This is a genomic window from Pseudomonas sp. PvP100 (assembly GCF_017833055.1).
Taxonomy (GTDB): Bacteria; Pseudomonadota; Gammaproteobacteria; order Pseudomonadales; family Pseudomonadaceae; genus Aquipseudomonas; species Aquipseudomonas syringae.
This window is the reverse complement of sequence record NZ_JAFIBO010000001.1, coordinates 1371023-1391583: the sequence shown is the minus strand read 5'-3', so window position 1 is coordinate 1391583 and position 20561 is coordinate 1371023. Positions and strand designations below refer to the sequence as shown.

Sequence of the window (20561 nt, the reverse complement as noted above, 5' to 3'; positions counted from 1 at the left end):
AATCAAGGGCTGTGATGAATGCAGCATACCGACGCCCTGTGCGGCGCACCAGCCAATGACCCGTTACAAACCATTAAAACGATGATTTCAAACGAGCGTATGTTTTTTTATTGACAGTCCCCCGGCATCCCTCATAACCTCGGTGAACCTTCGGCGTACCGAGAAGAAACGGACGTGGGCAGCATCTACCTGATACGACATGGCCAGGCCTCATTTGGTGCCGACAATTACGACGTGCTTTCGCCCGTGGGGATTCGTCAGTCTCAGGTGCTGGGTGCCTACCTTGCCGAGCAGCGCCTGAGCTTTGATCGCTGTGTGTCCGGCGAGCTCATGCGCCAGAAAGACACTGCCCAGTATGTGCTGGGCCAGTACACCGAGGCAGGCCTCGATACGCCTGATGTGCAACTGGACAGCGCGTTCGATGAATTCGATGCCGAAGGTGTGATCAGGGCGTTGATACCGGCGATGCTCGACGAGGAACCACAAGCGCTGGATATTCTGCGCGATGCCGCCGCAAATCCTGCAGGGTTCCAGCGCCTGTTCAACCTGATTACCAGGCGCTGGCTGAGTGGCAACCACGACACACCGGGGCTGCAAAGCTGGCAGGCGTTTGTGACGCGCGTTGAAGCAGGCCTGAAGCGGATTCTCCAGGCTGCCGGCCCGCATGAGCGTATCGCGGTATTCACCTCCGGCGGCACCATTACCGCCCTGCTACATCTTATTACCGGAATGCCTGCATCAAAGGCGCTGGAGCTTCACTGGCACATCGTCAACACGTCGTTGCACCAGCTTAAATTCAAAGGCAACGACGTGACCCTGGCTTCCTTCAACGGTTACACACATTTGCAACTGCTGAAGGCGCCGGAGCTCATCACCTATCGCTGAGCCCGGCCAATCGCGTCCTGTCGGACGCTGGCACTCACTCTAAAAGGATCACCCCATGACCTCAGTAGCAGACGCTGTACAGACCATGAAAAACAAGTTCAACCCAGCTGCTGCTGCCGGTCTGGACCTGGTCTTCGGCTTCAACATAACCGACGAAGACAAGCATTACGCCCTGATCGTCAAGGACAGCACCTGCGAACTGCAGGAAGGCGAAAACCCGGACGCCAACGTGACCCTGGTCATGGACAGCCAGACCCTCAAGGGCATCGTCAGCGGCGAGACCGACGGCATGCAGGCGTTCATGGGTGGCAAGCTGCGTGCCGAAGGCGACATGATGCTGGCCATGAAGCTCAGCGAACTGTTCCCGGTATAAACCTGCCGCGCAGCAGACTGTACTACCTGAAAACCGAAGCCCTGCCGGCTTCGGTTTTTTATGCGCGCACCTTTCTGTAAAAAAGCAATCAGAGCCACTGATTGCCCGGCAACACGCTAGCCTATAAAGCGGTCATATGCTTGATCGTGGATTGGACGATCATTAGATTAGTCAATAGTTTGCGCTGACCAAAATAAACACAAGGGATACGTATGGCACTGACTGACCAGTCCACCGAGATTCGCAAAGGCGAAGAACTGGACGCCTCCCTGATCGATGCGTACCTGAAGGCGCACGTGCCGGATCTTCACGGCACACCGACGATCAGTCAGTTTCCGGGCGGCGCATCGAACCTGACCTATCTGCTTCAGTACCCTGAGCGGGAACTGGTACTGCGTCGTCCACCTTTCGGACACAAGGCGCGCTCCGCCCATGACATGGGTCGCGAATACCGCATTCTCAATCAGCTCAAGGAAGCCTTTCCCTACTGTCCCGAGGCGTATCTGCACTGCACGGACGAGTCACTGATCGGCTCGGAGTTCTACGTCATGCAGCGCGTCAAGGGGATCATCCTGCGCTCTGACCTGCCGTCGGAACTGGCGCTGGATGCAACACAGACCGAACAGCTGTGCAAAAACTTTATCGACAAGATGGTGGACTTGCATCGCGTCGATTATCAGGCCTGTGGCCTGGGTGACCTCGGCAAGCCGCAAGGCTATGTACAACGGCAGATTTCCGGCTGGTCCGAACGCTATGAAAAAGCACTGACTCCGGACGCTCCAGCGTGGGAGCAGGTCAAGCGCTGGCTGGTAGACAAAATGCCTGCCGACTCGCCCACCTCAAGCATCGTGCACAACGACTACCGTTTCGACAATGTGATCCTCGACCCGGCCAACCCGATGCACATCATCGGCGTGCTGGACTGGGAGTTGACTACGCTCGGCGATCCGCTCATGGACCTGGGCAACACCCTCGCCTACTGGGTACAGGCCGACGATCCAGCCCCGGTTCAATTGATGCGCCGCCAGCCGAGCAATGCGCCAGGGATGCTGACCCGCCAGGCATTTGTCGACTATTACGCCGAGCGCGCTGGCGTGCGCATAGACAATTTCGATTTCTACTACACCTATGGCCTGTTCCGTCTGGCCGGTATCGTGCAACAGATCTACTACCGGTTTTTCCATGGCCAGACCCAGGACAAACGCTTTGCCCAATTCATTCACATGAACAGGTTGCTGGAGCAGATGAGCCTGAGCGTGATCGAAAAATCCAGCCTCTGACCGCCAGCGCCAAGACAAGGAAATGACATGTCCAGAACCCAGCTCTTCGACCTTGATGGCAAGGTTGCATTCGTTTCAGGTGCCAGCCGAGGAATCGGTGAAGCCATTGCTCGGCTGCTGGCCCAGCAAGGCGCGCACGTTATCGTCTCAAGTCGCAGGCTCGAGGGTTGCCAGGCGGTGGCGGACGCCATCGTCAGCGAGGGTGGCAAGGCAACAGCCATTGCCTGCCACATCGGTGAGCTGGAACAGATAAGCAGTGCATTCGCGCAGATTCGCCAACAGTTCGGGCGCCTGGATGTGTTGGTCAACAACGCCGCCACCAACCCGCAGTTCTGCAACGTGCTGGACACCGATCCCGGCGCCTTTCAGAAGACCATCGACGTCAACATTCGCGGCTACTTTTTCATGTCCGTCGAAGCCGGCAAGCTGATGCGCGAAAACGGCGGCGGCAGCATCATCAACGTGGCGTCCATCAACGCGATATCGCCGGGCGCCTATCAAGGCGTCTATTCAATGACCAAGGCAGCCGTGGTCAACATGACCAAGGTGTTTGCCAAGGAGTGCGCTGAGTTCGGCATCCGTTGCAACGCCCTGCTTCCCGGTTTGACTGACACCAAGTTCGCATCGGCACTGGTCAAGAACGACGCGATCCTCAACATGGCGCTGTCGCAAATTCCACTGAAACGCGTTGCCGCTCCGAGCGAGATGGCCGGCGCGGTGCTTTACCTTGCCAGCGAGGCCTCCAGCTATACCACCGGTGTGGCGCTGAACGTCGACGGCGGCTTCTTATCGTGAAGGCTCACGCGACTGGCAAAAAGAAATTGAATTAATTTTCCATTATTAAAATATATGGAATATATTTTCCGCATAACAACAATCCTTTCTGGAGAATGTCATGCGGGAATCCCTTTCCACATCACCTGCGCAATTGGGTATCGGACTGATCGGCACCGGCTTCATGGGCCGCGCCCATGCGTTGGCGTTCGGCAACGCCAACGCCGCGCTTGATCTGCCTGCACGTATACGGCTCTCCGCGCTGGCGGACGCCGACAGTGCGCGCGCCGAGCAATGCGCAAGCGCCTGGGGGTTCGACCGCAGCCACGCTGACTGGCAACAGTTGATCGATGATCCGTACGTGCAGATCGTGGCGATTACCACCCCCAATCACCTGCACTTCCCCATGGCCATGGCCGCCATCGCTGCAGGCAAGGCGGTGTACTGCGAAAAACCGCTGGCCGTGAGCCTCGCCCAGGCCGATGAAATGCGCCGTAGCGCCAAGGCTGCGGGGGTCGTCACCCAGGTCGGCTACAACTACCAGTACAACCCGATGATCGGCCTTGCCAGAGAAATGATCGAAGCCGGCGAGCTGGGCGAGATCGTCAGCTTTCAGGGCGAGTTCAGCGAGGATTTCATGGGTAATCCGGCGTCACCCTGGTCGTGGCGCTGTGAAGCGGCGCATGCGGGCGGTGCGCTGGCCGATCTGGGCAGCCACTTGCTGGCGATGGCTCGTCATTTGCTGGGCGATGTCGAAGCAGTCTGCGCCGACTCCAGCACCGTACACCGTGAACGCCCGGCGAGCCTCGGCAGCCAGCAGATCCGCGCCATTGCAGTGGACGACCAGACCCACGCGCTACTGCGCTTTGCCAACGGTGCGCGCGGAACCTTCAGCAGCAGTTGGCTCAAACACGGCTACAAAAACCATCTGAGTTTCGAGATCAGCGGCACCAAGGGCACGCTGGCGTTCGATCAGGAGCGGCTCAACGAGCTGCGTCTCTACCGTACAGGCGCAGCCGGACGCGATGGTTTTCAGCGTCTGCTGGCCGGCCCTGCACAACCGGGTTACGCCGCATTCTGCCCGGCTCCCGGCCACCAGTTGGGCTACAACGAGCTCAAGGCGCTCGAAGTACAAGCGCTCATCCAGGCCGTATGCGGTCAGCGCAGCCGTGGCCCGGACTTCGAGGAAGCGTGGCAAATCGAGCGCCTGGCGACGGCCATTCGCGTGGCCGCTGCCGAGCAACGCTGGGTCGCGCTCACCGACATCTGACTTCCTGCAAACGTTGTACAAGGGGTAGAATGCGCTACGTTCGGGCAGCCATTCTGCCCCTTTGCCGTCCTCGCCATAAGCCCTCTGCCACCATGCCTTTTGAACTCAGCGTCGACCTGACCACCCTCGCCATTCTTGCCGTGGTAGCTTTCATAGCGGGATTCATAGACGCCATCGCCGGTGGCGGCGGACTGCTGACCACCCCTGCGCTAATGACAGCCGGCCTGCCGCCGCATCTGGTGCTGGGCACCAACAAGCTCAGCTCGACCTTTGGTTCAGCGACGGCCAGTTTCACCTTCTACCGTCGCAAGCTGTTTGACCCAGGCCAATGGCTGCATGCAGTGGCCGGTACTGCAGTCGGTGCTGCGCTGGGCGCGGTGATCGCCCATTACCTGCCAGCCGAATGGCTGAACCAGATGTTGCCGGTGATTGTGTTCGGTTGCGGGCTGTACTTGTTGTTTGGTGGCACGCCCAAGGCGCCCCTGGACAGCAATGCGCCGATCAAGAAGAAATGGCAGCTGCCGCAAGGACTGGGACTGGGTTTCTACGACGGTGTTGCCGGGCCGGGTACCGGTGCCTTCTGGACAGTCAGTACCCTGCTGCTCTACCCGGTGGATCTGGTCAAGGCCAGCGGCGTGGCGCGCAGCATGAACTTCGTCAGCAATGCCGTGGCATTGTCGGTGTTCATCTTTTCTGGCCAGGTGGATTACATCATCGGCCTGAGCATGGGCCTTGCGGTGATGCTTGGTGCCTACTTCGGTGCAGGCACCGCGATCAAGGGCGGTGCCAAATTCATCCGCCCGGTGTTCATCACCGTGGTCCTGGGCCTGACCGTGCGCCTAGCCTGGCAGCACTGGTTCGGGGGCGCCTGAACGCTCGGCCAGGTACGCCTCGATAAGGTAACGGGCAATTGACCGATTGGCTGGTAACGGCGGCAGGTCATCGACATGAAACCAGCGTGCGTCTTCGATTTCTTCTGCCTGTGGCACAATTTCGCCGCTTTCGTATTCGGCATGGAACCCGAGCATCATCGAATGCGGAAACGGCCAGCACTGGCTGCCCCGGTACTTGAGGTTCTTGATGCGTACCTGCACCTCTTCCATCACCTCGCGGTGTACGCAGTCCTCAGCAGACTCACCCGGCTCCACAAACCCGGCCAGTGCGCTGTACATACCGGTGACGAAACGCGGTGAGCGGGCCAGCAGGATTTCATCACCCCGAGTAACCAGCACGATCATGCTCGGCGAAATACGCGGGTACAGCCGCAGGTTGTCATGTTCGCAGAACATCGCCCGCTCTCCGCGAATCTGCACGGTGGGACGACCGCAGGCACCGCAGAAACGGTGTTCTCTGGCCCATGTGCTGACTTGCGCGGCGTAGCCGAGCATCTGGAAAACAGCAAAATCACCGTCCAGCATGAACTGACGCAAACCCTGCCAGGCGCAGCCCTCGACGGCAACCGAGCGTTCCAGCACCAGCAGGTAGACAGGCTCCCCGTCGAAATAGCCGATGCCATGCTCGCTCTGTATCGGCAGCTCCTGCGCGGCCAGCCAGTTTCTGGGGAACAGCACCCCATTGGCATCCAGCAAAAAACCCTGATCCCCCTGAACCACAGCCAAACCGCCAGGGGCCTCGACATCCAGAACTGCAGTTGTCCAACGCTCCGGGCGCGACATGGGAAACTCCTTAGCTCAGACTCGAGCCTTTGTCATGTATCAATTATCGAAGACCGGCTTCTGCTTGCTCATCTGCGCAGCCATCGCCAATTTCAGGTCAGGTGATTGCAGCATGGCTGCGTTCCAGATGGCAACGTGTTCGAGACCGTCCTCCACTCTGTGATCACGCATGTAGCTGATCATTTGCTTGGTGCCCTCAATGGCGAGGGGCGATTTGCCGGCTATTTCCCGAGCCACCGCCAGGACACCCTGCAACAGACCGTCCGGGTCATCGAAGGTGCGATTGACCAGCCCGATCCGTTGCGCCTCTTCAGCGCCGACGGTACGTCCGGTGTAGGCCAGTTCGCGCAACACACCATCACCGATGATCCTTGGCAGCCGTTGCAGCGTGCCGACATCAGCGGCCATGCCCATGTCGATCTCGCGAATGGAGAACTGCGCGTCGGCGGCCGCGTAACGCATGTCACACGCGGAAATCAGGTCGATGGCGCCGCCCAGGCAATAGCCTTGAATGGCGGCGAGAACCGGTTTTCGGCAATTGTCCACGGCAGTGAACGAGGCCTGCATGTCGCGGATCTTGCGCCGCAACAGACGTGCGTTACGCCCGGCATCCTTGCCCATCTGGCTGGCGACCGAGGCCAGCAGTGCCAGATCGATACCTGACGAAAAGTGCTTGCCCGCACCGCTGAGTACCACGACGCGTACCTCGTCAGTGCGCTCTATCCAGTCGAAAATGTCGATTATCTCCGTCCAGAACGACTCGTTCATTGCGTTGAGTTTTTCAGGCCGGTTGATTTGTACGTGAGCAATGCTGTCGGCCAGCTCGACCCGGAAACTTTGATAATCGGTCACGACGTGATCCTCAGGCAGATTGGGGTGTTCAGGTGCAGGACTATAACAACAGCACCCGATACATCGTAACCGGGCTGAACTGACATTCGCCGGACCCGCAAACCACCCGCACAGCTATATTGGATATGGCCGCCCCCTCAAATAGAGGGAACGGCCGCATCACCTTAAGGTCCAGTAATGAATAGCAACAAAACCTGTGCGGTTATCAGAGGGCGATACTTGAATACGTCAAAAGCGGCAACCGGCATTGAAGGCCTGGACGACATCCTTGCAGGAGGTCTTTCACGCAGTCATGTGTTTCTTCTCGAGGGAGAGCCCGGAACCGGCAAGACAACCGTAGCCCTGCAATTTCTGCAGGCCGGAGCGGCAGCGGGCGAAATATCCCTGTACATCACCCTGTCCGAGACCGAAAGCGAGCTGCGCTCGGGTGCAGCCTCGCACGGCTGGCAGCTCGACGAACATATCAATATCTTCGAACTGACGCCGCCCGAAAGCCTGCTCGACGCCGATCACCACCAGAGCCTGCTCTACTCCTCTGACCTGGAGCTGGGTGAAGCAACGCGGCAGATATTCGAGGTGGTCGAGCGCGTCAAACCCACCCGTGTGGTGATCGACAGCCTCTCGGAAATCCGTCTTCTGGCGCAGAGTTCGTTGCGCTACAGGCGCCAGATTCTGGCCATCAAACATTACTTCACGCGCTACAACGCGACGGTACTGCTGCTGGACGACCTGACCACCGAGGCGCTGGACAAGACCGTGCACAGCGTTGCCCACGGCGTTATCCGCCTCGAAGCACTGACACCTACCTACGGTGCCGAGCGCAGACGTTTGAAAATCGTCAAATACCGTGGCCAGAAGTACCGCGGTGGTTTTCATGACTTCAACATTGCCGAGAACGGTATTCAAGTCTTCCCGCGCCTGGTGGCTGCCGAGCACCGCTCCAACTACGCGCGCACTCAATTGAGCAGTGGCATCAAGGAGCTGGACGATCTGCTGGGCGGCGGCATCGAGGGCGGCTCCAGCACCCTGATTCTCGGCCCGGCCGGGACCGGGAAATCGCTCATCTCGCTGGTTTTTGCCGCACAGGCGGTGGCGCGCGGCGAGCGTGTCGGCCTGTTCATATTCGATGAGGAAATGGGCCTGCTGTTCGAGCGCATGCTCAAACTGGGTATCGACCTGCGTGCGCTGCAGGAAACCGGCAATCTGGTGGTCGAACAGATCGACGCGGCAGAGCTGTCCCCAGGTGAATTCGCACACCGCGTGCGGCGCGCAGTCGATATAAAGCAGATAAAGACCGTCGTCATCGACAGTATCAACGGCTATCAGGCGGCAATGCCGGAAGAAAGCGCGCTGGTTTTGCATATGCACGAGCTGCTGCTCTACCTCAACCGCCAGGGCGCCTCGACCTTCATGACCGTAGCGCAACACGGACTGGTGGGCGACATGCGCTCGCCGGTGGACATTACCTACCTTGCCGACAGCGTGATTCTGTTGCGCTATTTCGAAGCGCTGGGTCAGGTACGCCGTGCCATATCGATCATCAAGAAACGTACCGGCACTCACGAATCCACTATCCGAGAGTACCGCATCAGTTCCAGCGGACTGAAAATCGGCGAACCGCTGGCGGCCTTTCAGGGCGTGCTGCGCGGTGTGCCGTCATACATGGGTGACAAGAAACCGCTGCTGGAGGATGACGACCTGTGAGTACTCCAGGTCTGTTGTCAGAGCGCGCGATCATTCTCGCCCCACGCGGGCGGGACAGCCAGATCGCCACGCGTATTCTCGACGAAGCGGGCTATCCGTCAACGGTAGCCCATGATGTGTCCGAGCTGGTCAGAGAGCTGAGCGCGGGCGCTGGCCTGGCGATTATCGCCGACGAGGCACTGCGCAACGCCGACATGACCCCGTTGCTCGAACTCCTCGGCCGCCAGCCGCCCTGGTCGGACTTGCCGATCGTTTTGCTGACCCATCACGGCGGACCGGATCACAACCCGTCCGCACGCATGGGCAACCTGCTGGGCAACGTGACCTTTCTTGAACGCCCTTTCCATCCCGTCACGCTGGTCAGTCTGGTCATGACGGCTGTACGTGGTCGTAGACGCCAGTATGAAGCCCGGGCGCGCATGGAGGACCTGCACGAAAGTGAAGGCCGCCTGCAGAACGCCCTGAAGGCTGGCAGGCTGGGCTCATGGGTGCTGGAAGCGGAACACCTCAAGCTGACCTGTTCGGACATCACCAAAAGTCATTACGGCCGCGATGAGCAGAATACGCTTGATTACCAGGAGTGGCTGGCCGCCGTCTACTTCGAAGACCAACCGAGGATGCAATCGGCGCTGCAGCGCAGCTTGGACACCGGTGTCGACTTGATCATCGAATACCGTAATGTCTGGCCGGATGGCTCACTCAATTGGGTGGATGTACGCGCCCGCGCCACTCGCAGCAAGAACGGCCTGATCGGCTCCCTTGCCGGTGTGACCTCTGACATCACCGAGCGCAAACAGGCCGAGTCGCAATTGCGTCGCCTCAATGAAACGCTCGAACAACAGGTTGAGGAGCGAACCTCGCAGCTGCGTCACAAAGAGGAGATTCTGCGCCAGTCACAGAAAATGGAAGCGGTCGGCCAGTTGACCGGCGGGATTGCCCATGACTTCAACAACATGCTGACCGGCATTATCGGCAGCCTGGAGTTGATAAGACGCCGGCTGGCGCGTGGCCGCATCGAAGACCTGAATGGCCTGATCGATCTGGGGGTCACATCGGCCAACCGCGCGGCCGCCCTGACCCATCGGCTGCTGGCCTTCTCGCGGCGTCAGTCGCTGGACTCCAAGCCGGTCGAAATGAACCATCTGGTCAATGCCATGGACGAACTGCTGCAGCGCAGCGTCAACGAGAGCATTCACCTGCAACTGCGTCTTGCGCACGATCTGTGGACCGCAGAAGCCGACCCCAACCAGTTGGAGAGCGCCCTGCTCAATCTGGTACTCAATGCCCGCGATGCCATGCCTGATGGCGGTACGCTGGTGGTCGAGACCTCCAATCAGCGGCTGGACAGATCGTTCACCAACGCCTACGAGAACCTGCTGCCAGGTGACTATGTCGCGCTGAGCGTCAGTGACAATGGCTGCGGCATGCCTGAAACCGTCATCAGTCGGGCGTTCGACCCCTTCTTCACCACCAAACCCATCGGCCAGGGCACTGGCCTGGGGCTTTCGATGATTTACGGCTTCAGCAAGCAATCGCACGGCCACGTCCTGATCAAGAGCGAGGTCGGCGTCGGTACTACCGTACAACTGTTTCTGCCGCGCTTTAAGGGGCTTGCGTCTGAGGCCGAGCAGACTTTCCAGAGCAATGCGGTTTATGCCGAGAATGGCGAGACCGTGTTGATCGTCGAAGACGACCCGGCCGTGCGTACGCTGGTCAGTGAGGTGCTCGGTGAGCTGGGCTACACCTTCATCGAGGCCGGAGAAGCGTCGGACGCGGTGCCGATACTCGAATCAGGACAGCGCATCGATCTGTTGATCAGCGATGTCGGACTGCCAGGCATGAACGGCAGGCAGCTGGCGGAAATAGCCAGACAACTGCGGCCGGAGCTCAAGGTGCTGTTCATTACCGGCTACGCTGAACATGCGGCGGTACGAGGAGGCTTTCTGGACACAGGGATGCAATTGATCACCAAGCCCTTTGCCTTCGATCACCTGACTTCAAAAGTACGGGAAATGATAGAAGCCTGAGCAATGCTCAGGCTCCAGGTAGCACAGACTCGTCTAGTTGCCCGCGCAGTCATCATCAAGCCAGCAGTTTCTGAATCTGCGTATGCAAGGTGTCCATGGTGAAGGGCTTGGCGAGAATGGGTGCCTTCAGCGCAATCGGGCTGCCCGAGTCGAGTATCTCTGCCGGGTAACCGCTGATGAAAATCACCTTCAACTCAGGCCGCAGCATGATCGCAGGCTCGGCAATCTGGACGCCCGAGACGCCGCCCGGCAGCCGATAATCGGTGATCATCAGGTCGAGATGGGGTTTGGTCGCCAGAATCTCGAAAGCCTGCTCGCCGTTCTCGGCTTTCAGGACACGATAACCCTCACCCGACAGATAATCGGCCAGAAGCATCAGGATCAGGGGCTCGTCTTCGACGATTAGTACGACGTTTTCTGCATCAGCGCTCATTGAACTGCCTTTGATCTTATAAATAGCTGCCATTACGACCACGGCACGCTTGGGAGGTTGCGCCAACCTGTGATTAAACTTGACTGCCGGTGGCGGCGACCTTACAGAGGCAGGCAGATACGAAACACCGAACCCTTGCCCTCTTCACTTTCCACTTCGATGCGACCGCCGTGCGCCATGACGATCTGATCGGAAATGAACAGCCCAAGACCCAATCCGGCAACAGCGTGATTGCTCGACACCCGCTCGAACTGCTGAAAGATGCGCTTCTGGTTTTCGGCCGTAATGCCAATACCTTGATCCCTGACTTCGATGAAAGCCTCGCTGTCCTTGCTGTAAACATGCACTTCAATCGGCTTTCGCGCACCGTAGCGCAGCGCGTTGGTGAGCAGGTTGGCAACCACCTGCTCGATACGAAATTCGTCCCAGACGCCGATCACCGGCTGTTCGGCAAACTGGGTGATGCTGGAATCGGCGGCAGCGATCTGTGCGGCAAAGCTTTCCAGCAGCTGCGTGACCAGTTCGCTGAGGTCGAACGGGCTCGGTCTGATCGACAGCTTGCCGGTGCGGATCCTCGATACATCGAGCATGTCTTCGATCAGGCGGATAAGACTCTGAATCTGTCGCTCATCGCGATCGACCATCGCGTGCAGCTTCTCCATGGTAAACGCCGCGGCGTTGTCCTTGGCCAGGTGCAGCTTGCGCAGCTGGGTCTCCAGAATAAGGCCGTTGAGCGGCGTGCGCACCTCGTGGGAGACGATGGACATGAAGTCATCCCGCATGCGAATCGCGTGTTCCAGCTCGCCCTGAGTCGACTGCAGACGCTTGAGCAAGGCTTCCTGCTCCTGGCGACTGCGCTCAAGCTCCTCGACCTGTATTTTCATGGCCTTGCGCTGTCGGTAGAGATCGACGAACACATTGACCTTGCTCTTTACCGCGTGAATATCCAGCGGCTTGTGCAGGAAGTCCACGGCACCACTTTCATAGCCCTTGAAGGCGTAATTCAGCTCGCGCCCGGCAGCACTGACGAAGACGATTGGAATGCTTTTGGTCTTTTCCGTGCTGCGCATCAGCTCGGCCAGCTCGAAGCCGTTCATCCCGGGCATCTGAACGTCGAGGATGGCCATGGCGAATTCGTGCTGCAGCAGCAGTGACAGTGCTTCGTCCGCAGACAGCGCCTTGTAGACGATTCGATCGCCGCGCTTGATCAGCGCTTCGAGCGCCAGCAGGTTTTCCGGCAAATCATCGACGATGAGCAGTTTTGCCTGAATTTCACTTAACATGCGGTTCGTTCCAGCTCGACCAGCAAGCGGCCAATATCGTTCAGGGAAAGGAGGTAATCGGGCGAGTGCAGCGCCAGGCCCGCTTCAGGCATGGTAGACGCCTGGGCCTGCGCGGGGTCCTGAATCACCGTGAAACCACCGTACTTCTTGATCTGCAGCAACCCGTTCGCGCCGTCATTGTTGGCACCGGTCAACAGCACGCCAGCCAGTCGCGGCGCATAGGCATCAGCGGCCGAACCGAACAGAATGTCGATACTGGGCCTTGAATAAAACACCTTGTCCTCCTGACTCAGTGACAGGGAAAAGTCAGACTCCACCGAGACGTGATAACCCGCTGGCGCAACGTACAAAGTGCCGGGCACGATGCTCTCCTTGTCGTCGGCTTCCTTGACCGGAATTGCCAGACGGTTCTGAAACACATTGGCCAACTGGCTATGCCGATCATCAGGTAGATGCAGAACCATCAGGATAGGCAATGAAAACCCCCTGCGCAGACCGCTGAATATTTTCAGCAGGGCTTCCACGCCGCCCGCCGAGGCACCGACCACAATGGCATCGACCACGGGTAACGCGTGGCTGGGCGCTTCATCGCCAAACGTGGTTCTCATGATTTCCGGTAAATCCGCTCGGGTTTCACCAGCGCCTCGAAGTCGCCACCGTAGGCGGAAAATTCCAGCGTTTCCTTGCTGCCCAGCGCCAGAAAGCCACGATGACACAACGAATCATGAAACAACCCGAACGCTCGATCCTGAAGCTTTTTGTTGAAATAAATCAGTACGTTACGGCAAGAAATAAATTGCGTTTCGGAGAATACACTATCTGTGGCCAGACTGTGATCGGCAAACGTGACGTTCTCGCACAGCGTCTTGTCGAAGATCGCATAGTCATAGGCAGACGTGTAGTACTCGGCAAAATCGCGCTGCCCTCCCGCCTTTCGATAGTTCTCGGCATAGGCCCGCACGTTGTCCATGGAGAAGATGCCCTGCTTGGCCTTTTCCAGCGAGCTGGGGTTGATATCGGTCGCATAGATGATGGTCCGCTCCAACAGCCCTTCCTCGCGCAACAGAATAGCCGTGGAATAGACCTCTTCGCCCGTACTGCAACCGGCGATCCATACCTTGAGTGACGGGTAAGTGCGCAGCACCGGCACAACTTCGTTGCGGATCGCCAGAAAGTGCGACGGGTCACGAAACATCTCACTGACCGGAATCGTGAGAATCTGCAGCAGCTGCATGAACGCTGCAGGATCATGGAGCACACGTTCCTGCAGGGCGGAAATGGTCGCACAATCGAACTGACGCAGCGCATGGATCACGCGGCGCTTCACCGAAGCGCCTGAGTAGTCACGAAAGTCGTAGCTGTACTGAAGGTAAATCGCTTCGATCAGCAGGCGCAGTTCGATATCCATGCTTCGATCAATAGGCATGGTAGCGCCCGGGACTGGCATAGCAGACGCCCCTCCATTCAAGCCTCATTCAGATACGCTCCATCTTCGGCAGCCAGACGCGGATCAGCGAAAACAGGCGATCCAGATCGATGGGTTTGGCCAGGTAATCGTTGGAACCCGCCTGTAGGCAGCGCTCCTGATCATCTTTCATGGCCTTGGCCGTGACGGCAATGATCGGCAGCTTGCGCCAGCGCGGGTCCTTGCGAATCTCGATGGTCGCTTCAAAACCGTCCATTTCAGGCATCATCACGTCCATCAGGACCAGATCGATGTCTTCCACCTCATTAAGCCTGGCAATCGCCTCCAGACCGTTACGGGCGATTTCCACCACCGCGCCTTTATGTTCAAGGGCACTGGTCAGGGCGAAAATGTTACGCACATCGTCGTCGACCACGAGGATCTTGCGCGCCTCGAAGACCTTGTCACGGCTTCGCGCGGTCTTGAGCATCTTTTGCCGCTCGTTGGACAGTTGCGACTCGACCTTGTGCAGGAACAGCGTGACTTCATCGAGCAGCCGTTCAGGCGAACGCGCACCCTTGATGATGATCGAGCGCGAATACTTCATCAGCTCGGCTTCTTCATCGCGGGTCATGTTACGGCCGGTATAGACGATCACCGGCGGGAAGGCACAGATGTCTTCCATAGACATGCGTTTGAGCAACTCATTGCCGAGCATGTCCGGCAGCTTCAGGTCGATGATCATGCAGTCGTAGACGTGATCGCGCAGCAGGTCCAGCGCCTCCTGGGCGAAGCCTACCGCGGTGATTTCAATATCATCATCACCGATCAGGCGCGCGATGCTGTCACGCTGCAGCGCGTCATCCTCGACCAGCAGGATACGTTTGACCTTCTGCGTCAGCTTGGCTTCCAGCTTGGCGAACACGTCCTTGAGCTCTTCACGCGTGGTCGGCTTGACCGCGTAGCCAATCGCGCCCATATGCAAGGCGGCTTCCTGGCGATCTTCGACCGAGATCACGTGCACCGGAATGTGCCGGGTGGGCGCCAGCTCCTTGAGACGCTGCAGCACGGTCAGGCCCGAATGGTCCGGCAGGCGCATGTCCAGCAGGATCGCATCCGGCGTATAGCGGGATGCCAGATTGAAGCCATCGTCGGCAGCATGCGCCACCAAACAGTCGTAGCCCAGTTCGTGGGCCAGATCGTAGAGAATCTGGGCGAATCGCACCTCGTCTTCGATCACCAGAATGCAGCGCCGCTGGAAAGGTGCCTTGTCGCGGTCGTCGGCAAATACCGGCACCGGCGTATCCATCGGCACGGGTGCCGGAACAGGCTGCGCAATGACCGGAAGCACAGGGGCATACGGCTGCAGCGCAGCAGGCGCTGGCACGATTGGCAGATCGCTGCCCGGCTCGCGGTCGTCTTGCTCGACGTAATGCTCCGGCAGCACCAGGCTGAAAATACTGCCCTGCCCCGGTGCGCTGGTCACACTGATCGATCCGCCCAGCAATGCTGCCAGATCACGTGAAATCGACAACCCCAGGCCGGTACCGCCATAACGTCGGTTGGTGGTGCCGTCTGCCTGACGGAATGCTTCGAAGATACCCTGCTGGTGCTCCTCGGCGATGCCGATGCCCGAATCACGCACGATGAACGCGATACCTGCGCCCGGCTGACGCGAAACGACCATGCTGACCGAGCCGGCCTCGGTGAACTTGATCGCGTTGGACAGCAGGTTCTTGAGGATCTGCTCAAGACGCTGGCGATCGGTGAACAGCATGGTGGGCGCGCCGGTCTGGATGTCGACGGTAAACGCCAGCTTCTTCTCGGCGGCCAGCGGTTGGAAGAGCGTCCGCAGACCTTCGACCAGTCGGGGAACGCTGCTGTTTTCCGGGCGCACTTCCAGCTTGCCGGCCTCAACCTTGGAAATATCCAGAATGTCGTTGATCAGATTCAGCAGGTCATTACCCGCCGAATAAATCGACTCGGCAAACTTGACCTGTTCGGCGGTGAGATTTTCGCCCGGGTTCTCGGCCAGCAGTTTGGCGAGGATCAGCGAGCTGTTGAGCGGCGTGCGCAGCTCGTGGGACATGTTGGCGAGGAACTCGGACTTGTACTTGCTGGCACGCTGCAGCTCGTCCGCCCGCGCCTGCAACTCGGCCTGGGCGATATTCAGTTCTTCGTTGTTGCGATCCAGCGCATCGCGCTGCTCGGCCAGCGCTTGACTCTGGTCGGCCAACTGCTCGTTGGTCTGCTCGAGTTCGGCCTGCTGGGTCTCCAGATGAGCCTGGGATTCCTTGAGGATGCGCGACTGCTCCTCCAGCTCTTCGTTGGCGGTGCGCAGTTCTTCCTGCTGCACCTGCAGCTCTTCGTTGAGCTGCTGGGTCTCGGCCAGCACCTCCTGCAGACGCTGGCGATAACGGGCGGCTTCGATGGACGTGCCGACGTTGTCCGCCACCAGCTCAAGGAACTCGATGTCCCGCTCGGTCAGGGCACGCAAAAAGCCCAGTTCGATCACCCCGTTGACCTGATCGTCATTGCTGGTTGGCACCACCACCACGCTGCGCGGTGAACCGTCGCCCAGGCCGGAAGCAACCTTGAAGTAATTATCCGGCAGTTCATCCAGCGTAATGATGCGGTCCTGCTGGGCGGCCTGCCCGACAATGCCTTCATCACTGTGAATGGTCTGATCTTGCTGCTCCTGTTCGCGGGAGAAGCCATACGAGGCTGCGCGCGTCAGGCCGCCGTGGTCTTGGCGAATGTAAACCGCCGCCACCGACGCGCCCAGGTATTGGGTCAGGAACTGGAGGATATTGCGGCCCAGCATGCTCAGCGTCAGTTGCCCCAGAACCTGCTCAGCCAGCTCGCTCTGGCCATTGCGCAGCCAGGCTACTTTCTGCAGACGCTCGGAATTGATTTCCTGCAGCCTGAGGTTTTCGCTGTAAGTATTCGACAGCGACAACAGATCCCTGCGGCCGATATAGGCAAGAATTGCGCTGACGATCACCACGAATATCAGATAAAGGGTGACGGAAAGAATGGTACTGCGCGTGACTTCAGCATTGCGGTTCAGTCGAAGCTGTTGCTCCATCTCCACGGCCTGATCATATTCGGTACGGATCTGGTCGGTGATGCGTTTGCCACGTCCGGCCAGCACCGGCGTTTGATAATCGCCGTTGGTGCGCCGTAACGTGATCATCTCCTGGGCGAACGCATTCCACTCCTGCTGCAGCGTGGACAGACGTCTGAACCGATCCAGCTGCGTAGGGTTGTCGTCTACCAGTTTCTCCAGCCCCTGCAGCTCGGCGAGCAACAGCGGCTTGGCGACCTCATAGGGGTCGAGAAAATGCTGATCACCCGTCAGCAGAAAACCGCGCATGCCGGTTTCCATGTCTATCGACAGTTTCATTGAGCGGTTGGTGTTGTTGATTACCCGGTCAGTGTGCTCGACCCACTGTATTGCAGTGAGCAGATAACTGATCAGCAAAATGAAGAAAACTGCGCTCAGTACACCGACACCCAATGGCAAGCCAACGTTACGACCCAGCAATTTTCGAAAGCGTTGTTCATCGACAACAGACGTCCGATTCATGAAATATCCCTGACGAGTGGATCAAAACCGTAGAGTTTGCCGTAAACCTACGAAAAACACTCTTATTTCCGACATAGAGGATTGAAATTTCACACATAAATGGGCGATAAGCTCACGCCTGTATTCATTAATGACGCCAACCCGTGATTCGCCCTCGCGATTTACGGTATTTGTGCCTCGATTGAACTTCCACCCGGTTTTTATTTACTGATACAAGGACTGTATCAACAGCCGACAGGCCCTCGCTCGGTTACCCTGAGTCGACGGGAAAGGATGCGCAAAATTCCACACTGTCTGCGCTATCGCCATTATTCAGGTTTAAGGAGTCAACCATGCCCGACACAGCCCGCACCATTCTCGTGGTCGAAGACGACGCCATAGTGCGCATGCTGATTGTCGACGTGCTCGAAGAGCTGGAATACAGGGTACTGGAAGCCGAGGACGCTACGTCGGCACTGACCTTTGTTGCAGACGATTCCAATCACATCGACCTGCTGATGACTGACCAGGGACTGCCTGACATGAAAGGCACCGCACTGGCCAAAAAGGTCATCGAACTTCGCCCGCAATTGCCGGTGCTGTTCGCCAGCGGTTACTCGGAAAATATCGACGTGCCGCCAGGCATGCACTCGATCGGCAAGCCGTTCTCCATCGACCAGTTGCGTGACAAGGTAAAAAGCATTCTTGGAAACAGCCTTGACTGATATCGACGCTGCCCTCAACAGCACTGAAAAGCCTGTCAGCACCCGCTTATTGATCATCGGCTACGTATGGCCAGAGCCGCGTTCCTCGGCTGCCAGCGGGCACATGATGCAACTGATTCAATGCTTTCTGGAGCAGGACTGGCAGATCACCTTCGCCAGCCCTGCCACCGAAGGCGAGCACCGCGCCGATCTGCTCAGCCTGGGCATCCGCGAAGTGCACATCGCGCTCAACGACAGCAGTTTTGACGTGTTTGTCAGCGAATTGCAGCCTGACGTCGTGCTCTTCGATCAGTTCATGATCGAGGAACAGTTCGGCTGGCGCGTCGAGCAGCAGTGTCCCGACGCACTACGCATTCTGGAAACGTCGGATTTTCAGAGCCTGCGCCACGCACGCCATCAGTTGTTGAAGGATTTGCTTAACAGCGATTGCGCCGAGGCCGGACCGTGCAGCGCCGACGTTTCAGCGCCGCAGCTTTTCCGGCGGATCGCATCCAGTGATCTGGCGCAGCGCGAAATTGCTTCGTTGTATCGCTGCGACCTCAACCTGATGACGTCGGATGTCGAAATCGCCCTGTTGAGCGGCTCTTTCGGCCTGCCCGCCGCGCTGCTGCACTGGTGTCCGCTGATGATCGACGGCGCGCCCGACAGCTTCCGGCCTTTTGCAGAGCGTGCGCACTTCCTCAGCATCGGCAACTTCCGCCATGCGCCCAACTGGGATGCGGTGCTGTGGATGAAAACCGCTATCTGGCCGCTGATTCGTCAGCAACTGCCTGACGCTCAGTTGCACATCTACGGTGCCTACACGCCACCCAAGGCCTCGGCGCTGCACAATGCCTCGCAGGGCTTTCATGTGAAGCACTGGGCCGAGGATGCGCTGGAGGTCATGTCCCATGCGCGGGTGTGCCTCGCGCCATTGCGCTTCGGGGCCGGCATCAAAGGCAAGCTGATGGACGCGATGCTCTGCGGAACGCCGTCAGTCACGACGCCGATGGGTGCGGAAGCCATGAGCGGCGGGCTGCCGTGGCCCGGCATCATTGCCGACAACCCTGCGGAAATCGCGGGCGCTGCGGTCAGGCTTTATCAGGACCAGAACCTCTGGCTTGAAGCGCAACAAGCGGGTCAGGCGTTGCTGCAGGCGCGCTTTCAGCATCGGCAGCACTGTGCGAGCCTGATCGAACGCATCGACACCCTTCGCAACGAACTCGCGGAGCATCGTCTGGCGAACTTCACCGGCGCCATGCTGCGGCACCATCACCACAAGAGCACCAAATACATGGCGCAGTGGATCGAAGCGAAGAATCGCAACAAGGATGAAAAACCGGCTTAGGCTCAATGAGAAAAGTCGGCGAGCGAAGGTCAGGCAAGGCAAAAACAGGCGAGGAACGGCCGGGTCGCGTTCGACTCTACGGTTTGTAAATGAGCATTCCGATCGGACTCGCGCACGAGCCTGTTTTTAACGCAGCATCACCGAGCGCAGCCACTTTTCCCGCAGAGCCTATGCCGGTTTGCGCAGCAAATAGGTATCCATGATCCACCCCCTGCGCTCGCGTGCCTCGCTGCGCAGCCGCTTGATCTGCTCGCAGACCTCATCGAGCCGCCCGGCCACCAGTATCTCGTCCGGCGTGCCCAGGTACGCGCCCCAATAGATGTCCAGCCCCTGCCCCACATAGCGCTCGAATGTGCAGTGTGCGTCGAGCATTACCACAACGTTGCCGGGCTGCTGCAGCGGAGCTGTCGCCATGCGTCGGCCGGTGGTGATATGAATCGACTCGCCGATGCGATTGAGCGGGATCCGGTGTCGCGCGACCAGGCTCTGGACGCTGGTGATACCGGGAATCACCTGATATTCGAATACCTCCTTACCCCGCGCCAGAACCTGATCAAGGATGCGCATCGTGCTGTCATAGAGCGACGGGTCGCCCCAGACCAGAAACGCGCCGACCTGATCCACGCCAAGCTCATCAGTCAACAACCGCTCGAAGAGTATCGCACGCTGTTCGTGCCACCCTTCGATGCCGCGCTCGTAGGCCTGCGGATCATCTTCACGCCGAGGATCCTGAACTTGCACCAGACGGTAGCGTTCATGAGTGATAAAGCGCTGACAGAGCTCTTTGCGCAGCCTCAGCAACTGATCGTCGACATAGCCCTTGTCGAGGATGAAGATCACCTCTGCACGGTTCAGGGCCGCAACGGCCTGCAGGGTGATCTGCTCGGGATCCCCGGCCCCCATGCCGATCAGCAGGATCTGTTTCATCGGTCAACGCCTCCACTGGCAGAGGCCCGATCGTAGGCGATTTTTGCCAATG

General features: G+C 58.7%; 18 protein-coding genes. 10 read left to right on the top strand and 8 right to left on the bottom strand.

Features of this window, described 5'->3' with window-relative positions:
• Positions 1–174: 174 nt before the first annotated feature.
• From JOE39_RS06180 to JOE39_RS06155, 6 genes are all read left to right on the top strand, one after another.
• Entirely contained in the window at positions 175–885 is a 711-nt protein-coding gene (locus JOE39_RS06180) for a histidine phosphatase family protein (protein WP_032661600.1), read from the top strand.
• Positions 886–940: 55 nt separating this feature from the next.
• The gene (locus JOE39_RS06175; RefSeq protein ID WP_003348992.1) at positions 941–1258 is read left to right on the top strand and encodes an SCP2 sterol-binding domain-containing protein; all 318 of its coding nucleotides are present in this window, start codon (positions 941–943) and stop codon (positions 1256–1258) included.
• 212 nt (positions 1259–1470) lie between these two features.
• Positions 1471–2538 (top strand): phosphotransferase family protein, encoded by a 1068-nt coding sequence (locus tag JOE39_RS06170; RefSeq protein WP_210077707.1) that lies wholly within the window; start codon positions 1471–1473, stop codon positions 2536–2538.
• Between the two features lie 27 nt (positions 2539–2565).
• Positions 2566–3333 (top strand): SDR family oxidoreductase, encoded by a 768-nt coding sequence (locus JOE39_RS06165; protein WP_044312875.1) that lies wholly within the window; start codon positions 2566–2568, stop codon positions 3331–3333.
• A gap of 100 nt (positions 3334–3433) precedes the next feature.
• Positions 3434–4582 carry a Gfo/Idh/MocA family oxidoreductase gene (locus JOE39_RS06160; RefSeq protein ID WP_122220424.1) on the top strand — a complete coding sequence of 383 codons (1149 nt, stop codon included), beginning with the start codon at positions 3434–3436 and terminating at the stop codon, positions 4580–4582.
• A 92-nt stretch (positions 4583–4674) separates the two neighbouring features.
• Entirely contained in the window at positions 4675–5454 is a 780-nt protein-coding gene (locus JOE39_RS06155) for a TSUP family transporter (protein WP_003410257.1), read from the top strand.
• Here the strand turns inward: JOE39_RS06155 and nudC are convergent.
• Together nudC and JOE39_RS06145 are read right to left on the bottom strand one after the other, a co-directional pair.
• The gene (nudC, locus tag JOE39_RS06150; protein ID WP_024665080.1) at positions 5422–6258 is read right to left on the bottom strand and encodes an NAD(+) diphosphatase; all 837 of its coding nucleotides are present in this window, start codon (positions 6256–6258) and stop codon (positions 5422–5424) included. The genes JOE39_RS06155 and nudC overlap by 33 nt on opposite strands.
• 39 nt (positions 6259–6297) lie before the next feature.
• On the bottom strand, positions 6298–7110 hold the full coding sequence (locus JOE39_RS06145; protein ID WP_024665081.1) for a crotonase/enoyl-CoA hydratase family protein: 813 nt from the start codon (positions 7108–7110) through the stop codon (positions 6298–6300).
• 219 nt (positions 7111–7329) lie between these two features.
• Between JOE39_RS06145 and JOE39_RS06140 the strand changes: the two genes are divergently transcribed.
• Together JOE39_RS06140 and JOE39_RS06135 are read left to right on the top strand one after the other, a co-directional pair.
• Complete coding sequence (locus JOE39_RS06140) at positions 7330–8814, top strand: ATPase domain-containing protein (RefSeq protein WP_024665082.1); 1485 nt, start codon at positions 7330–7332, stop codon at positions 8812–8814.
• A complete protein-coding gene (locus JOE39_RS06135) occupies positions 8811–10841 on the top strand; it encodes a response regulator (protein WP_122220422.1) in 2031 nt (676 codons plus the stop codon). Before JOE39_RS06140 ends, JOE39_RS06135 begins: the two co-directional genes overlap by 4 nt.
• 55 nt (positions 10842–10896) lie before the next feature.
• Here the strand turns inward: JOE39_RS06135 and JOE39_RS06130 are convergent, their stop codons facing one another.
• The 5 genes from JOE39_RS06130 to JOE39_RS06110 form a co-directional block, all read right to left on the bottom strand.
• A complete protein-coding gene (locus JOE39_RS06130; RefSeq protein WP_003318062.1) occupies positions 10897–11274 on the bottom strand; it encodes a response regulator in 378 nt (125 codons plus the stop codon).
• Between the two features lie 101 nt (positions 11275–11375).
• Positions 11376–12557 carry a hybrid sensor histidine kinase/response regulator gene (locus JOE39_RS06125; protein WP_024684612.1) on the bottom strand — a complete coding sequence of 394 codons (1182 nt, stop codon included), beginning with the start codon at positions 12555–12557 and terminating at the stop codon, positions 11376–11378.
• A complete protein-coding gene (locus JOE39_RS06120) occupies positions 12551–13165 on the bottom strand; it encodes a chemotaxis protein CheB (protein ID WP_003410240.1) in 615 nt (204 codons plus the stop codon). The genes JOE39_RS06125 and JOE39_RS06120 overlap by 7 nt, the downstream gene beginning before the upstream one ends.
• The gene (locus JOE39_RS06115; RefSeq protein ID WP_003318059.1) at positions 13162–13983 is read right to left on the bottom strand and encodes a protein-glutamate O-methyltransferase CheR; all 822 of its coding nucleotides are present in this window, start codon (positions 13981–13983) and stop codon (positions 13162–13164) included. The genes JOE39_RS06120 and JOE39_RS06115 overlap by 4 nt, the downstream gene beginning before the upstream one ends.
• A gap of 49 nt (positions 13984–14032) precedes the next feature.
• Positions 14033–17551, bottom strand: a complete 3519-nt coding sequence (locus JOE39_RS06110; RefSeq protein WP_024684611.1) for a response regulator — start codon at positions 17549–17551, stop codon at positions 14033–14035.
• A gap of 332 nt (positions 17552–17883) precedes the next feature.
• On the opposite strand from JOE39_RS06110, the gene JOE39_RS06105 reads away from it, so the two are divergent.
• On the top strand, positions 17884–18255 hold the full coding sequence (locus JOE39_RS06105; protein WP_003318056.1) for a response regulator: 372 nt from the start codon (positions 17884–17886) through the stop codon (positions 18253–18255).
• Positions 18248–19582: a glycosyltransferase family 4 protein gene (locus JOE39_RS06100; protein ID WP_046266471.1), complete on the top strand. Its 1335-nt coding sequence runs from the start codon at positions 18248–18250 to the stop codon at positions 19580–19582. The genes JOE39_RS06105 and JOE39_RS06100 overlap by 8 nt, the downstream gene beginning before the upstream one ends.
• A gap of 168 nt (positions 19583–19750) precedes the next feature.
• Here JOE39_RS06100 and cobF read toward each other — a convergent pair whose 3' ends face one another.
• Positions 19751–20509 carry a precorrin-6A synthase (deacetylating) gene (gene cobF, locus JOE39_RS06095; RefSeq protein WP_004417887.1) on the bottom strand — a complete coding sequence of 253 codons (759 nt, stop codon included), beginning with the start codon at positions 20507–20509 and terminating at the stop codon, positions 19751–19753.
• Between the last annotated feature and the right edge of the window lie 52 nt (positions 20510–20561).